This is a genomic window from Martelella sp. NC20 (genome assembly GCF_013459645.1).
GTDB lineage: Bacteria > Pseudomonadota > Alphaproteobacteria > Rhizobiales > Rhizobiaceae > Martelella.
In genome coordinates, this window is sequence record NZ_CP054861.1 from 5,556,525 (window position 1) to 5,572,535 (window position 16,011).

Annotated in this window: 15 protein-coding genes; 8 read left to right on the forward strand and 7 right to left on the reverse strand. The window is 63.6% G+C overall.

What is annotated here, in order from left to right:
• Window positions 1-216 precede the first annotated feature (216 nt).
• From HQ843_RS26430 to HQ843_RS26450, 5 genes are all read left to right on the forward strand, one after another.
• Window positions 217-1,161 (forward strand): ABC transporter permease, encoded by a 945-nt coding sequence (locus tag HQ843_RS26430; protein WP_180900416.1) that lies wholly within the window; start codon window positions 217-219, stop codon window positions 1,159-1,161.
• On the forward strand, window positions 1,161-3,095 hold the full coding sequence (locus HQ843_RS26435; RefSeq protein ID WP_180903358.1) for a dipeptide/oligopeptide/nickel ABC transporter permease/ATP-binding protein: 1,935 nt from the start codon (window positions 1,161-1,163) through the stop codon (window positions 3,093-3,095). Before HQ843_RS26430 ends, HQ843_RS26435 begins: the two co-directional genes overlap by 1 nt.
• A complete protein-coding gene (locus tag HQ843_RS26440) occupies window positions 3,088-4,083 on the forward strand; it encodes an ABC transporter ATP-binding protein (protein WP_180900415.1) in 996 nt (331 codons plus the stop codon). The genes HQ843_RS26435 and HQ843_RS26440 overlap by 8 nt, the downstream gene beginning before the upstream one ends.
• Window positions 4,080-4,853: a FadR/GntR family transcriptional regulator gene (locus HQ843_RS26445; RefSeq protein WP_180900414.1), complete on the forward strand. Its 774-nt coding sequence runs from the start codon at window positions 4,080-4,082 to the stop codon at window positions 4,851-4,853. Before HQ843_RS26440 ends, HQ843_RS26445 begins: the two co-directional genes overlap by 4 nt.
• A gap of 242 nt (window positions 4,854-5,095) precedes the next feature.
• The gene (locus HQ843_RS26450) at window positions 5,096-6,028 is read left to right on the forward strand and encodes an acetamidase/formamidase family protein (RefSeq protein WP_180903360.1); all 933 of its coding nucleotides are present in this window, start codon (window positions 5,096-5,098) and stop codon (window positions 6,026-6,028) included.
• A 70-nt stretch (window positions 6,029-6,098) separates the two neighbouring features.
• On the opposite strand, the gene HQ843_RS26455 is transcribed toward HQ843_RS26450, so the two are convergent.
• From HQ843_RS26455 to HQ843_RS26470, 4 genes are all read right to left on the reverse strand, one after another.
• On the reverse strand, window positions 6,099-6,569 hold the full coding sequence (locus HQ843_RS26455) for a hypothetical protein (protein WP_180900413.1): 471 nt from the start codon (window positions 6,567-6,569) through the stop codon (window positions 6,099-6,101).
• Window positions 6,570-6,666: 97 nt separating this feature from the next.
• On the reverse strand, window positions 6,667-7,860 hold the full coding sequence (locus HQ843_RS26460) for an osmoprotectant NAGGN system M42 family peptidase (RefSeq protein WP_180900412.1): 1,194 nt from the start codon (window positions 7,858-7,860) through the stop codon (window positions 6,667-6,669).
• A 3-nt stretch (window positions 7,861-7,863) separates the two neighbouring features.
• Window positions 7,864-9,678, reverse strand: a complete 1,815-nt coding sequence (gene ngg / locus HQ843_RS26465) for an N-acetylglutaminylglutamine synthetase (RefSeq protein ID WP_180900411.1) — start codon at window positions 9,676-9,678, stop codon at window positions 7,864-7,866.
• A gap of 10 nt (window positions 9,679-9,688) precedes the next feature.
• A complete protein-coding gene (locus HQ843_RS26470; RefSeq protein WP_180900410.1) occupies window positions 9,689-11,464 on the reverse strand; it encodes an N-acetylglutaminylglutamine amidotransferase in 1,776 nt (591 codons plus the stop codon).
• 189 nt (window positions 11,465-11,653) lie between these two features.
• Here HQ843_RS26470 and HQ843_RS26475 point away from each other — a divergent pair, with 189 nt between their 5' ends.
• Window positions 11,654-12,136, forward strand: coding sequence for a MarR family winged helix-turn-helix transcriptional regulator (locus tag HQ843_RS26475; protein ID WP_180900409.1), 483 nt, complete (start codon window positions 11,654-11,656; stop codon window positions 12,134-12,136).
• Between the two features lie 6 nt (window positions 12,137-12,142).
• Here HQ843_RS26475 and HQ843_RS26480 read toward each other — a convergent pair whose 3' ends face one another.
• Together HQ843_RS26480 and HQ843_RS26485 are read right to left on the reverse strand one after the other, a co-directional pair.
• Window positions 12,143-12,409 (reverse strand): DUF7218 family protein, encoded by a 267-nt coding sequence (locus HQ843_RS26480; protein ID WP_180900408.1) that lies wholly within the window; start codon window positions 12,407-12,409, stop codon window positions 12,143-12,145.
• A gap of 62 nt (window positions 12,410-12,471) precedes the next feature.
• Window positions 12,472-12,690, reverse strand: coding sequence for a hypothetical protein (locus HQ843_RS26485; RefSeq protein ID WP_180900407.1), 219 nt, complete (start codon window positions 12,688-12,690; stop codon window positions 12,472-12,474).
• 173 nt (window positions 12,691-12,863) lie between these two features.
• Here HQ843_RS26485 and HQ843_RS26490 point away from each other — a divergent pair, with 173 nt between their 5' ends.
• Window positions 12,864-13,469 (forward strand): exopolysaccharide biosynthesis protein, encoded by a 606-nt coding sequence (locus tag HQ843_RS26490; RefSeq protein ID WP_180900406.1) that lies wholly within the window; start codon window positions 12,864-12,866, stop codon window positions 13,467-13,469.
• A gap of 105 nt (window positions 13,470-13,574) precedes the next feature.
• Entirely contained in the window at window positions 13,575-14,990 is a 1,416-nt protein-coding gene (locus HQ843_RS26495; protein ID WP_246710230.1) for an MATE family efflux transporter, read from the forward strand.
• Between the two features lie 24 nt (window positions 14,991-15,014).
• Here the strand turns inward: HQ843_RS26495 and HQ843_RS26500 are convergent, their stop codons facing one another.
• A complete protein-coding gene (locus HQ843_RS26500) occupies window positions 15,015-15,998 on the reverse strand; it encodes a membrane dipeptidase (RefSeq protein ID WP_180900405.1) in 984 nt (327 codons plus the stop codon).
• Window positions 15,999-16,011: the final 13 nt, after the last annotated feature.

Sequence of the window (16,011 nt, forward strand, 5' to 3'; positions counted from 1 at the left end):
CTACGGGGCCGCATAGCCCCCATCAATCTCCCCCCTTGAGGGGGAGATGTCGCGAAAGCGACAGAGAGGGGTACAGGGCATAAGCCGCATACTCCGTGCTCTCGGAGAGGGTTCACCCCTCTCTGCCCCTGTCGGGGCATCTCTCCCTCAAGGGGAGAGATCGAAGAGAAGACGACAGGCGCTTTGCACAGCTTCCCATCCCACGGAGAACACGCCATGGCACATTACATCCTGCGGCGGCTACTGGCTGTCATTCCGGTGCTTCTCGGCCTCACCGTGATCGTGTTCGCGATCATGGCGATGATCCCCGGCGATCCGGCGACGGCCATTCTGGGCTCCTATGCGACGCCTGAAAATGTCGACCGCATCAACCGCGCGCTCGGCCTCGACAAGCCGCTGGTGCAGCAATATTTCATCTGGCTCGGCAATATTCTCCATGGCGATTTCGGCCGGTCCTACACCCAGAACCGTCCGGTCCTCGACATCATCACCGAGCGCTTCGGCAATACGCTGATCCTGGCCGGCACATCGCTGGTGCTCTGTTCCATCCTCGGCCTTCTGGCCGGCATCGTCTCGGCGGTCCGCCAGTATGGCCTCACCGACAAGCTGGTGACGCTGTTCGTGCTGATCGGCATTTCGGTGCCCTCGTTCTGGCTCGGCCTGCTGTTGATTCTGGTCTTCGCGGTCAAGCTGCAATGGCTGCCGGCAAGCGGCATGTACGCGATCTATGGCGGCGGCGGGCCGCTCGATCTCCTGAGACACCTGATCCTGCCGGCGTTCACGCTCTCTGTGGTGGCGACCGGCGTGGTGGCGCGGCTGACCCGCACCGCGATGCTTGAAGTGCTGCGCCAGGACTATATCCGCACCGCCCGCGCCAAGGGGCTGAAGGAGCGCCGCGTGATCATGCGCCACGCCTTCAAGGCGGCGCTCGTCTCCGTCATTCCGGTGCTCGGCATCCAGGCCGGCTTCGTGCTCGGCGGCGCGGTCTATATCGAGACCGTGTTCCAGTGGCCGGGCATCGGCTCGATGCTGGTGACCGCGATCTCCACCCGCGACCTGCTGACCGTTCAGGGCGGGGTTCTGATCGTGGCGGCGGCCTATGTGCTGTTCAACCTCGCCGCCGACGTCGTCCAGACCATGCTTGATCCGAGGTTGCGCTGATGACCGACGCCGCGATAGCCGCTCCCCCAAAGAAGAAGAAAAGCAGCCGCCCGACCGCGATCAAGCTGCTGCTCAACAACACGCTCGCCACCACCGGGCTGATCGTGCTGACGCTGATCGTGCTGGTGGCGCTGGCCGCCCCCATCCTGCCGTTGCAGCCGCCGAACGTGACCGATCCATCCGTGCGCCTGCTGCCGCCGCTTTCCGACGGCCATCTTCTGGGCACCGACGCGCTCGGCCGCGATCTGCTGTCGCGGCTGATCTGGGGTACCCGCGTCAGCCTCGCCGTCGGCGTTTCGGCGACCCTGATCGCGGCGTTTTTCGGCTCGCTGATCGGCCTTGTCGCCGGCTATGCGGGCGGGCGCACCGACAATATCCTGATGCGCGGCATCGATATGGTCATGGCCTTTCCCTATATCCTGCTGGCGCTCGCGATCGTCGCGGTGCTCGGCCCCGGCCTGTTGAATGCGCTCTATGCCATTGCCGTCGTCAACATCCCGTTCTTCGCCCGCAACATTCGCGGCATGACGCTCGGCCTGTCGCGGCGCGAATTCGTCGATGCGGCCCGGCTTTCCGGAAAGTCGCACTTCGCGATCCTGTTCGGCGAGGTGCTGCCAAACGTGCTGCCGGTGATCATCATCACCATGTCGACCACGATCGGCTGGATGATCCTGGAGACCGCCGGCCTTTCCTTCCTCGGCCTCGGCGCGCAGCCGCCGCAGGCCGATCTCGGCTCGATGCTGGGCGACGGCCGCAAGGTGCTGTTCACCGACGCCCATGTGTCGATGGTGCCGGGCCTGATGATCTTCGCCCTCGTGATGAGCATCAACCTGTTCGGCGACGGCATCCGCGACGTGCTCGACCCCCGGCTGAAATCCGGCGCGCTCGCCCGCCCCGGCGCCCGCACCGCCGTCAAACGCGATGCCGCGCCCGACCGGAAGCCGCGCGAAAACGCCGTCCTCGACGTGCAGCAGATGCGCACCGAATTCCATGTCGGCGGCAGCATCTACAGGGCCGTCGGCGGCGTCGACCTGCATCTCCGGCAAGGCGAATGTCTCGGCCTCGTCGGCGAGAGCGGATCGGGGAAATCCGTGACCGCCATGTCGCTGATGGGCCTCGTGCCGACGCCGCCCGGACAAATCGCGGGGGGCGCTGCATGGTTTGCCGGCGAGGACCTGTTTGCCGCAAGCGACGAGCGCATCCGCCAGTTGCGCGGCGGCGCGGTCTCCCACGTATTCCAGGACCCGCTGTCGACGCTGCATCCGCTGTTTACCGTCGGCGATCAGTTGATCGAGGCCATCCAGGCGCACCAGCCGCTGTCGAAATCGGAAGCCCGGAAAAAGGCCACCGACCTGCTGCAATCGGTGCGCATCCCCAATGCCGGCGAGCGGCTGAACGCCTTTCCGCACGAACTTTCCGGCGGCATGCGCCAGCGGATTTCGATCGCGATGGCGCTGGCCAATGACGCAAAGCTGATCATCGCCGACGAGCCCACCACCGCGCTCGATGTTACCGTGCAGGCGCAGATCCTCGAACTGATGAACGGGCTGCGCAAGGAGCGCGACACCGCGATCCTGTTCATCACCCATGATTTCGGCGTGGTCTCGGCGATCTGTGACCGGGTGGCGGTGATGTATGCCGGGCGCATCGTGGAGACCGGCACCACCGAGGAAATCCTCGCAAACCCCGCCCATCCCTATACCGCCAAGCTGATCGACTGCGTTCCGGTGCTGGGCCAACCCGAACGGCGGCTCGATGCGATCAAGGGCCGCCCGCCGGTCGTCAACGACCTGCCCGACGGCTGCGCCTTCGCCGATCGCTGTCCCTATGTTCAGGACGACTGTCTGAAGGGCGACATCCCGATGCTCTCCTTCGGCGATGAGCGCGGCGCGCGCTGCATCCATCCGCTCAACCGGGAGACCGCCGATGCCTGAGGCCAACGAAACGCTGATCGCCATCGATCGGGCCGAGCGCATCTTCGGCGGCGGCAAGACGCTGTTCGGAAAGAAACTCCCCGCCGTCCATGCCGTTCAGGATGTCACCCTCGACGTGAAGAAGGGCGAGACGCTTGGCATTGTCGGCGAATCCGGCTGCGGCAAGTCGACGCTTGCCCGCCTGCTCTCCGGCCTCGACCTTCCGACCGGCGGCAGGATCACCTTCGAGGGCCGCGATCTCGCCCATGAAGCGCGGAAGCATCCGCGCGCGCTTGCCCGCCAGATACAATATGTGTTTCAGGACCCGGTCTCCTCGCTCAACCCGCGCAAGAAGATCCGCACCATTCTGGAAGCGCCGCTGATCCACCTTCTGAACATGAACAAGGCGGCGCGCGGGAAGCGGCTGGAAGAGCTGATGGACGCCGTCAATCTCGCACCCGAATTCCTCGAGCGCTATCCGCATGAATTCTCCGGCGGGCAGGCGCAGCGCATCGGCATCGCCCGTGCGCTCGCCGCCGATCCCGAGGTGATCGTGCTCGATGAGCCGGTGTCGGCGCTCGACGTCTCGGTGCAGGCGCAGGTACTCAACATTCTCGACGACCTGAAGAGCCGGTTCGGGCTCACCTACCTGTTCATCAGCCATGACCTTTCGGTGGTGGAATCGATCTCGGACCGGGTGGCGGTGATGTATTTCGGACGGATCGTGGAACTGGGAACCCGTGACGCGGTGTTTGCCGAGCCGCTCCATCCCTACACCCACCTGCTACTTAACTCCGCGCCCGCGCCGGGCCGCAAGGCGGTTTCGGGCGGCGACAGCGAGGCGGAGCTTCCGGACCCCTACAACCCGCCGAAAGGCTGCGCCTTCTTCGCCCGATGTCCCAACGGGACGGAGCATTGCACAACGCGTGTTCCCCCGATAGATGAGACGCAAGGGCGACCCGGTCACGAAGCCGCCTGCTTCCATCCGATGATGAAAAGGACGGCATGACCAGACCCAGCCTTGAAAGCCGCCAGGCCTTTGCGCCGCCATTTGCGGAGAAGAAGCGCAAGCGGCCGGATATCATCGCCGACATGGTGCGCGAGCGGATGATCGAGGCCGGGCTTGAGCCCGGAGACCGGCTGCCTGCTGAATGGCTGGACCCGGAGCAGCTTTCGGCCTCGCGCGGCACCGTGCGCGAAGCGCTCAAGATCCTCGAATTCCAGGGCATGATCGCGAGCAAGACCGGGCCCGGCGGCGGGATTTTCGCGCGCGCGGTGGCGCCCGGCGAGGCGATCCAGACCGTCACCAACCTGTTCCTGCGCGCGCCGCCCTCGATTTCCGATATCTACGCGCTGCGCAAATCGCTGGAGCCGGAACTGGCGGCGGAGGCAGCGCTTCATCTGCCCGACGAGGCGATTGCGGGCCTGCAGGCCACGATCCGGCTCTACGAGGCGGAACCGAAATCCGCCGATGAGGAATATGTCCAGCGCCTTGCCGAACTCGACTTCCACGCCGAACTCTCGCGCCATGCGAAAAACCCGGTACTCGGCTTTGCCTGCGGCCTGCTGCTGAACCTTCTGCGCGACCTGCCGGAATGCCGCGCAATCTACCAGACGCCCAATCCGGGCCTGCGCGAGACCGGGGTTTTCTACCAGATCGAGCTGATCAAGGCGATCCGCGGCCGCAACCCGGACCGGGCCCGCAAGATCATGGCGGAACATATGGCCGAGGCCGAGGCTTATATGCTGGAGCGGGCGCGGTTGAACCGGGGCGGCTGAGGCGGGGCAGTTGCATAGCGCGCGGCTGACGTGCTCCAACTATTCTCTCCCGCCTGCGGGAGAGATACCCCCGACAGGGGGAGTGAGGGTGAAACAACATTTCGTCCCGCAAGGGCGATCGTGAGGAGGGTCTCCCCCCTCACTCCCCCTTTCGGGGTATCTCTCCCCTCCGGGGCGAGAGGATTTGGGGGCTATGCGGCGCGGGGCGCTGCATCAGTCGGAAACCGCGACGGGAGCACACCATGATCCGCACCATCCATTCCCACGAAGGCCATCTCGGCTGGGACCGCGCGATCAAGCCAGTGCATTATGCAAAGTCCGGCGAGACCATCGCCTTTTCCTGCCGCGACGCCGGCAATGGCCATTATCATCACGACAGCAGCGCGGCCGACATCCTCACCGCCGATCCGGCGACCATCAATCCGCTGACCGGCCCGGTCTATGTCGAGGGTGCGAAACCCGGCGATGCGCTGAAGGTGACGATCCGCGAATTCTCGCCCTCAGGCTTCGGCTGGACCGCGATCATACCGGGTTTCGGCCTGCTGTCGGATCAGTTCACCCAACCGAAACTCAAGCTCTGGGATTACGACACGGCGGCCCGAAAACCCGCCGTCTATAACGATATCGCCACGGTCCCGCTCCACCCGTTCATTGGCACCATCGGCGTGGCCATGGCCGAGCCCGGCAATCATTCGGTGATCCCGCCGCGCCGCGTCGGCGGCAATTTGGATATCCGTGACATCGCCGCAGGGACCACGCTCTATCTGCCGGTGGAGGTCGAGGGCGCGCTGCTGTCGCTCGGCGACACCCACGCCGCCCAGGGCGATGGCGAGGTCTGCGGCACGGCGATCGAAAGCGCGATGGATGTCTCGGTCACGGTGGAAGTGATCAAGGGGGCAGCGCCGAAAACCCCGCATTTTTCCACGCCCGGCCCGATCGCCCGCCATCTCGATGCCGCCGGCTACGAGGTCACCACCGGCATCGGCCCCGACCTGATGGCGGCTGCCCGCGATGCCGTTTCCGCGATGATCGACCACCTGTCGCGCACCCGCAAGCTTGCCCCCGAGGACGCCTACATGCTCTGCTCGGTCGCAGGCGACCTGAAGATCAGCGAGATCGTCGATGCGCCGAACTGGGTGGTGTCGTTTTATTTTCCAAGGATCGTATTCGGCTGATCGCCGGCAAGGATGCGCAGTTTCCACACGTCGGAGCGTCCTTTGTGCAGAGACACACGGCGCTCTGTCCTCAATAGTCTACGAACTCGAAACAGAGTTCTATTGCTCCGCCATTGTCGCCGAGACTTCTGTCGCTGTCATTGATCCGGAATGCGTAAAACGCATGAGGCGCCGAATAGAGTTCATCGGCTTCTTCGTCGAGTAACTGCACAAAACTGTCGAGACTCATGACCTCGTCGTTCATCTCGACAAGCATGGCGCCGAACGGAAGCGAGGTTTCATACTTATACTGTTCATAAGGCTGAAGCGCCTGCGCCGCACTGCCGGAATGCCCGAAAGGGCCGACAGGATCGTAATTCACGGCATCGACGGACCAGGCTCCCCTCCACCCGGCATCGAAGAAAAATCCGCCTTCACTCTCCATCGTCTGCCAGCCCTTGCGGGCATCAACCGTCAAGCATTCGGTCGCGGCTTCCGCTGACGCGGCCCCGAGGAAGCCCATCAGGCAGGCCGCGACGACCGCCCCTCTCAATACCTTCATCCGCACCCCCTAGCCCAACCGCTGGGCGTTCAAGAATAGCATCGAACCCGCGAACGGCAAGTCGGTGCGCGCTGTCCCTGAAGGCAACGAAGATGCCTCAGGCATGCCCCGCATGATGCGGATGCGCCGGATCGTCGATCTTCTCGCTTTCGACGTCGGTGGAGAGTTCCTGCTTGGCCTTGCCGGTGGGCTGGCGGGTGAAGCCGGTCATCGGGCCGGACTGCTGGAAGTCGCGCTTGATCTCGACGTCGGAGGTCAGGTAGGCGGTGATCATCTCGGCGATAGACCGCAGCGCATGCATGTGGATGCGCTCATAGCCGTGCGAGGCGTCGACGCCGAAGGCGATCAGGGCGGTGCGCACATCCGCGCCCGCCTCCACCGCACTTGCCGAATCCGAACGGTAGTAGCGGAACACGTCCTTCTGGTAACGGATATCATTGACCTTGCAGACATCGACCAGCTTCTTGGTCAGGTGCCAGTCGAACGGCCCGGTCTGGTCGGCCATCGCGATCGTCACGCCGAATTCGGAGGAGTTCTGGCCCGGCGCAGACGTGCCGTTGTCGATCGAGACCAGCGAGGCGACCTCGGGCGCGACGATCGAGGAGGCGCCGACGCCGACTTCCTCGGCAATCGTGAACAGCCAGTGGCTGGCGACCGGGGTTTCGACATTCTCATCCTGCATCGCCTTCAGCGCCGCGAGCATCAGCGCCACGCCGGCCTTGTTGTCGAGATGGCGCGAGACGATGAAGCCATTTTCCAGGAATTCGGGCTGCGGATCGATCGCGACGATATCGCCGATCTCGATGCCGAGACGGTCGAGGTCGGCTTCGTCGCGGGTCAGCGCATCGACGCGCAGCTCGACATATCGCCAGCCGATCGGCAATTCGTCGATTTCATTGTTGAAGGTATGACCGGACGCCTTCAGCGGCAGGATGGTGCCGCGATAGGACCCCTTTTCGGTGAAGATCGTGGCCCGCGCCCCTTCGGCAAACCGCGCCGACCATGTGCCGATCGGCACCAGTTCCAGCCGGCCGTTGGATTTCAGATATTTCACCTGCGCGCCGAGCGTATCGACATGCGAGACCACGGCGCGCGCGCCGCGACTGTCGACGCCGCGCCTGACGGCGCGGATCGCGCCGCGCCGGGTCAGTTCCACGGAGAGGCCGAGCTTTTCCAGTTCTCCGGTCACGAAACGCACGATGGGGTCGGTATAGCCTGTCGGTGAGGGGATCGCGAGCAGCGACTTCAGAATGTCGGACAGGTAATCGGCGTCGATCGTCAATCGTTTCATCTGCTACTCGTTCCTGTGGGCCTCGCGCACCGAATGGCGGACGCCGGCCGGCATTGAAAGCGGGAACAGCAGGTCGACAAGCCGTTCGGCCGTCGGCTGCGGCTCGTGATTGGCAAGCCCCGGCCGCTCATTGGCCTCGATAAAGGCATAGTCCGGGTTTTGCGGGGACTTGATCATCAGGTCAATCCCCACCACCGGAATATTGATGGCGCGCGCGGCCGAAATCGCCGCGTCCACGAGCTTCGGATGGACGATATCGGTGACATCGTGAATGGTGCCGCCGGTGTGCAGGTTGGCGGTCCGGCGCACGCGGATCTCAGTGCCAGCCGCCGGCACATCGGCGAAGGTATAGCCGGAATCGCGCACCGTACGCTCGGTCTCGGCATCGAGCGGTATCGAGGATTCGCCGCCGGTGGCGGCCATGCGCCGCGCGCTCTGGCTTGCGATCAACTGTTCGATCGACGATTTTCCATCGGCCACGATATGGGCCGGGCGACGCACGGCGGCGGCCACCAGCCGGTAGTTGATCACGATCAGGCGCAAATCCTCGCCTTCGACCATTTCCTCGATCAGCACCGTATCGCAATAGGCCTTGGCGTCCTTGACCGCGTCCTGGAGCGCCTCGAATGTCGAAATGCCGACGGAAATGCCCTTACCCTGCTCGCCGCGCGCGGGCTTGACCACGAGATGGCCGGCATCCTCCAGAAAGCCGCGGATCGCCTCCTCGCCGGCATCCGACGTCATCTGGCGCGGCACCTTCACGCCCGCCTCTTCCACGAAGCGGCGGGTCACGGATTTGTCGTCACAGATCGACATCGCCACCGAAGTGGTCAGTTCCGTCAGGCTTTCGCGGCAATGGATCGAGCGGCCGCCATAGGACAGCCGGAAGAAGCCGCCCCTGGCATCGGTGATTTCGGCCGAGATACCCCGGCGGCGCGCCTCGGTGACAATCAGCCGGGCATAGGGATTGAGCGCCTCGTAATCCTCCTCCTCCGGCCCGGTGAACAGTTTCTCGTTGATCTGGTTCTTGCGCTTGACCGTGAAGAACGGCACGCGTTTGAAACCGAGCTTCTCGTAAAGCCGGATCGCCGGATCATTGTCGTGCAGCACGGAGAGATCGAGATAGGAAGCGCCGCGCGCGATGAAATGCTCGGCGAGCCGGCGCACCAGCGCCTCGCCGATGCCGCGCTGTCGGGCCTGCGGGTCGCTCGCCAGACACCAGAGCGACGCTCCCTTTTCCGGATCGTTGAACACCCGCGAATGGTCGATGCCCGTCACCGTGCCGAGAATATTGCCCTGGTGCTCGTCTTCGGCGACGAAATAGGAGATCGAGCGGGCATCGCGCTGACGCCAGAAGAAATCCGGTCGCACCACCACCATGCCGCGCGCGGCGTAGATCCGGTTGATCGCCTGGGCGTCGATCTCCGATGTCAGCCGGCGGATGAAGAAACCCTGCGGCGGCTTGGAGGCCGGCCGGTATGTGGAAAGTTCAAGCCGGAAGGTATGCGAGGGGTCGAGAAACACCTCCTGCGGCGCATTGGCCAGAACCACATGCGGGTCGCGGACATAGATCGCGATATCGCGGTGGTCGGGCACCTCGGCGCGCAGCGTCTCGATCAGGAGCTTGGTATCGGAAAACGTCTGGCCGAACACCACCCGCCCCCAGCCGCAATCGATCGAGGCATCGGCCGTCATGCCGCCGTGCTCCTCGCCGCCGGGGATCGGCGGCTTCATGCCTTGCGAACGCATCCGCTTCAGGCGATGCGCATAGGCGTCGCGGCTGCGGTGTTCGTCCCTGGAGCCTTTGTCCGAACTCATCGGCCTCCCCTCAGATGTCGTGTGACTGCAGCCACATTTCCAGAAGCGCGACCTGCCACAGTTCCGAACCGCGCAGCGGCGTGATGTGGCCGATCGGATCGAGGAACAGGTCATCGAGATAGCTCTTCCTGAACAGCCCGCGCTCGCTGGAAACCTGGCTGGTCAGGACGTCGCGCACCATGTCCAGATATTCGCCCGAGATATATTTGAGCTGGGGCACGGGGAAATAACCCTTCTTGCGGTCGATCACCTCGTGGGGAACCACCAGCCTTGCGGCGTCCTTCAGCACGCCCTTGCCGCCGTCATTGAGCTTGAACTCCGGCGGGATCGAGGCCGCAAGCTCGGCAAGCTCATGGTCGAGGAACGGCACGCGCGCCTCCAGTCCCCAGGCCATCGTCATATTGTCCACCCGCTTGACCGGGTCGTCAACCAGCATGACCTGGCTGTCGAGGCGCAGCGCCCGGTCGACCGGGCCTTCGGCGCCGGCGGCCATCAGATGGCTTTCGACGAAGGCGCGGCTGACATCCTCCTCGGCCAGCCATTCGGGCGAAAGGTGGCGCGACAGCTTGGCACGGTCGCGGTCGAAGAAGCCCCTGGCATAGTCGCCCACGACATCGTTGGAATTTTCGAGCGGCGGATACCAGTGATAGCCGGCGAAGATCTCGTCCGCGCCCTGGCCGGACTGGACCACCTTGATATGTTTGGAGACCTCGCGCGACAGCAGGAAGAAACCGATATTGTCGTAGGAGACCATCGGCTCCGACATCGCGTGGATCGTGTCGGGCAGCGCGCTCATCAGTTCCGAGGACGGCACGAAGATCTTGTGATGATCGGTCCCGAAACGCTCCGCGATCAGGTCGGAATAGGAGAACTCGTCGCCCTTTTCGCCATTGGCTTCCTCGAAGCCGATCGAAAAGGTCATCAGGTCCTTCTGCCCCTCTTCGGCGAGCAGGCCGGTGATGATCGAGGAATCGACGCCGCCCGACAACAATACGCCGACCGGAACGTCTGACACCATGCGGCGCTTGACGGCGGTGCGCAGCGCGTCCAGCACCCGGTCGCGCCATTCCTCACGCGTGAGCTTGGCGGTGGCGGCGTCGCGCTCGTGTTTCGGCGACCAGTAACGGATATCCTCGAACGAGCCGTCCGGCTCGAAGCAGCGGGTGGTGGCCGGCGGCAGCTTGCGCACGCCCTTGACGATGGTATGCGGCGGCGGAACCACGGCGTGGAACGACATGTAGTGATGCAGCGCCACCGGATCGACAGTCTTGTCGATGCCGCCACCCTTCAGAAGCGCCGGCAACGTCGAGGCAAAGCGGATATTGCGGCCGCTCATGGCGTAATAGAATGGCTTGATGCCGAAACGGTCACGGGCGATCATCGCCTTGCCGCTGTCGCGCTCGACAATGGCGAAGGCGAACATGCCGTGGAACCGCTTCACGCAATCGCGGCCCCAGGCATGATAGGCTTTCATGATGACCTCGGTGTCGCCGGTGGAGAAGAACCGGTAGCCCTTGTCCTCCAGCTCGCGCCTGAGCTCCGGGTAATTGTAGATGCAGCCGTTGAACACGATGGTGAGACCGAGCTCGGGATCGGTCATCGGCTGGGCGGCCTTTTCGGAAAGGTCGATGATCTTCAGACGCCGGTGACCGAAGGCGAAGCGCCCCTGTGCGAATATCCCGCTGCCGTCCGGCCCGCGCGGCGCAAGCGCTGCGGTAATACGGGCCACGGCTTCGGAATCTGCTAGTGTTCCATCGAATCTGATCTCTCCGGCAATACCACACATGGTCTGGTCGGTCGCTCCTTTAGAATGGCGGCCCGATTCGGCCGGGCGCATAGGTCAAAGCGCCGGCGCGGTCGTCGCGCGGCGCACTGTTTCATCCATCGCGAGCCGGAGCCCGCGCGTTGGGGTTGTGTTTAATTACAACAGAAATCATTTGAGTTCAAATGATTTCTGTTGTAATTAAATGCCCTGATGATGGACAACAACCCCGATATAGCGATCAAAAACGCCGATGCCGTGATGAAGGCGATCCGCCGCATCGCCCATGCGATCGACATTCGTTCGAAACGGATCGGGCGCGAGACCGGGCTGACCATCCCGCAGATCGTGGTGCTGAAGGCCGTCAGCGACCAGGGCGCATTGACGACGGCGGCAATTTCGAAACAGGCCGATCTCAGTCCGGCCACCACCGTCACCATTCTCGACAAGCTCGAGGCCAAGGGATTGATCACCCGCATCCGCTCGACCAGTGACCGGCGCACGGTACAGGCCAAACTGACGGAAACGGGTGCGCGCACGCTTGAGGCAGCGCCGTCGCTTTTCGCGGATGGCTTTGCCTCCGACTTCGCCACCTTTACCGGCGGCGAGCAGCAAAGCATCGTCGCAGCCTTCAGGATGGTTGCGGATCTGCTTGATCGCGAAGACGCGGGAAAGCCTGACAGCATGGCGCGCTGATCCCGTTCAGTGGTTTCTCAGCGCCCTGATCAAGTCCTGCTTGCTCATCTTCGACCGGCCCTCGACGCCGATCTCGCGCGCGCGATCATAAAGGTCATCGCGCGTCCACTCCTCGTAGGGGGACGCCTCGCCGCCCTTTTTCGAGGGTTTCATGCGGTCGTTGGCTTTTGCATTGGCAATGCGCGCGGCCTTTTCCTTGGAGGCTCCGTCGCGCCGCAAAGCCTTGTAGGTATCCTCGTCCTTGACCGAGGCTTCATTTCTCGCGGCAACCATGTCATCAATCTCCGATCGAACTTCTGAGGGAACGACGGAGACCGGCTTTTGGTTCCGGGCGACTACCGGTCGGCGCGCGCTTCCGCGCCGTCGACGATCGCGCGGATCGTGTCGGCGACCCGGTACTGGAAGGCGAAGGCCTCGTCCGGTTCGAAGCCCGGGTCCTCCTCCTGGCCCTTGACCGTCAACAGCCCGTCGAGGGCGCGGCGGAAGACCGAATAATCCTTGCCCTCCGCAAGGGCCGCGGCAAGCGCGATCAACACCTCCTGATGAGCCGCCATCTGCGCTTCCAACCGATCCAAACGATGTTCCGACATAGTTTCCTCGCTTTCCCGTGTTGCATAAAAGAGGTACACAGCGCACAGCAAAATGCAATGCCGATCACCGCTTGCCGGAACCAAGCGCTGCCCGCGGCGTTTGCCAGACATCACATCAATGTTTGCAGGAGCCTTGCTTGTCACCCGCCGCCTCGTCCGAACGCGAGTTTCACTCGCTGACGGAGATCGTTGAACAAACCATGGAAGAAGCGGGGGACGGCCATATTTCGGTGGACCATCTCATGTCCTCCTTCGGCCATGCCTCGTTCGTGCCGCTTCTGGTCCTGCCGGCGCTGGTGCTGATCACGCCGCTGAGCGGGGTGCCCGGTCTTTCGACCGTATGCGGTTTGATCATCATGATGATCGCCGCCCAGCAACTCGTCGGTCACAGCCAGATCTGGCTCCCCCGCTGGATCCGCAACAGGCAGGTAAATAGCGATAAGCTGCATCCCGCCATGCGGAGGCTTCTGCCGCTGACGCGCCTCATCGACAGGGCCGCACGCGAACGCCTGACCTTCCTGTTCAAACCTCCGTTCCTCTGGCTGCTGCCGCTTTCCTGCGTGATCTTCGGCGCAATGATGCCGCTGATGGAGTTCATCCCGTTCTCGTCATCCCTCATCGGCGTCGCCGTCACGCTGATCGCATTCTCGATCCTGACCCGCGACGGCATCTTCGCCCTCTTCGCCCTCGTTCCGTTGGGCGTGGTGATCTGGGGCGTCACGAGCGTCCTGTCGTCGCTCTGAAGGTCTGGCGTCCGACCCGGAAGATCCGGTTCCCGTATCCAAGCTTTCCGGGTCATCGCAATCAGGCGACCGACCTTGACGACCCGGAGATCCTCGCCCTAATCCATGACCTCGCTTCTCGCACCGGATCACCCGGCTGCAATCGACGGACTGAAAATCAGGGAACAGGTCATCGTGGAGAATACCGCCGGTCGGGTTTCGCGCCCCTTTCAGGTCACGCACCGGCAGGTTTTCACGATCGCGCTGCCGATGATGATCGCTCATTTCTCGACGCCACTGGTCAGCCTCGCCGCGACCGGCGTGGTCGGTCAGTTGCGCGATCAGGTGCTGATCGGCGGCGTGGCGCTTGCCGCAGTGATCTTCGATGTCCTGTTCGTCACCTTCAATTTTCTGCGCGGCGCGACCACGGGCTTTACCGCGCAGGCCGTCGGCGCCGGCGACCGCCGCCTCGAGCAGCGCATGCTGCTTGGCGGCATCCTGATCGCGCTGGCTGCTGGCCTTCTCATCCTGCTCTTTCATGTGCCGATCGGCCATCTGGGTCTGGCAGCGCTTGATGCCGACGGCGCGGTCGGCGAGGCGGCATGGACCTATTATGCCTGGCGGGTCTGGTCGGCGCCGTTTGCGCTGTTCAATTTCGTGGTGTTCGGCTGGGTGATCGGCCGGGGGGAAGCGGTGACGGCGCTGCTACTGCAGGTGGTCCTGAACGCCCTCAACCTGTTTCTGGCTTTCGCCGGCGTATTGTGGCTCGGTTTGGGGCTTGCCGGAGCCGGGGCCGCAAGCCTGATCGCGGAGGGGCTGACGGCCGCGATCGGCGCGATCCTCATCCTACAGCGCACCGACCGGCAGCTTTGGGAGTGGCCCGATCTTTCCACCGTCAAGCGCATGTTCTCGGTCAATCGCGACATGATGATCCGCTCGTTCGCCCTTCTGATCGGCCTATCCTTCTTCACCCGCCAGTCGGGCGTGCTGGGCACCGAAATCCTGGCCGCCAATACCGTGCTGCTGCGCTATTACTTCCTCGGCGTTGCCTTTCTCGATGGCTTTGCGACCGCCGCTGAACAGCTCGCGGGGCGAGCGGTCGGCGCGTTCTACCGCCCGGCCTTCGATCGCGTCATCAAGCTCACCACGCTCTGGGGCATTGTGATGGCGCTGCTGGTGTCGGCAGCCTTCTTCCTGACCGGCCCCGCCGTGGTGGCCCTGATCGCGCCGATCCCCGAAACGCAGGCGCTCGCCAACACCTACCTGCCCTATGCCGCGATCATGCCGCTCATCGGCGTCATCGCGTTCCAGATGGACGGCGTGTTCATCGGCGCCACATGGTCGCGCGAGATGCGCACGCTGATGCTGGTGTCGCTGGCGTGCTATTTCGCCGCCTGGGCCGTGCTGCAGCCGCTGTTCGGCAATCACGGCCTCTGGATCGCGATGCTGCTGTTTCAGGGCGTACGCTCGATCGTCTTCCGGCTGATGCTGCCGAAACTGGCGAACCGGACCTTTTCCGCCTCCGGCGCGCAACGCCTCTGACCCATCCGGGAGCGCTGAAGCCCTTCAGCCCCAGACCGTGCCGAACAGCCGCATCCAGTTGCCGCCGAGGATCTTTTCGATGCGGGCTTGCGACCAGCCCCGGCGCTGCATTTCCGCGGTCAGGTTCGGGAATTCGTCATTGCGGCGGATTCCTTCCGGCTTGGTAATCTTCGCCGAGCCGAATTCGGTCAGCGTACGGCCGGTGCCCTTGTCCTTGTTGGCCCACAACAGCCATGGGCCCGGACGCGGCCGGTTGTGGTTGAAGTCCGTGCCGATCGCGACATGGTCCTCGCCGACCAGATCCAGCGTGTATTCCATGGCGTCGATCACATCGGCAACCGTCGCGTCGTTGCCCCTGGCAAGGCCGGGCGCAAACAGCGAGGTTCCGATGACGCCGCCCTTTTCGGCGCAGGCCTTGAACACCTCATCCGGCTTGTTGCGCGGCACATCCTTCAGCCCGCGCGGCAGGCAGTGGGTGATGGCAACCGGCTTTTGCGAACAGGCGATCGTATCCAGCGACGTCTGGATGCCGACATGGGACAGGTCGATGAGAATGCCGCATCGTCCCATCTCGTCGACCGCCTCGCGCCCGAAACCGGTCAGGCCGCTGTCCTTTTCCTCAAGATAGCCGGCGCCGAACAGGTTCTGGGTGTTATAGGTCAACTGCATGATGTTGACGCCGAGATCCTTGAAGATGCCGAAATAATCCAGCCGGTCCTCGACCGGCGAGGTGTTCTGCCAGCCGAAAATGATCCCGACCTTGCCTTCCGCCTTGGCGCGGCGGATATCGTCCAGCGTCCTGACCGGCATGGCGATATCGGCGTTTTCGGCAAGCTTCTGCTTCCACATGATCACATAGTCGATGCCGCCGCGGAAATTCTCCCACAGGACGGAGGAAGCGCTGATCGCAGTCACGCCGCCGCTCCGGGCTTCCAGCAGGATGTCGCGATTGAAATCGGAGCATTGCAGCGCGTCGATGACGATCGAGGAGGAATGGAGTTCGTTCATGGCAGTTTTCCTA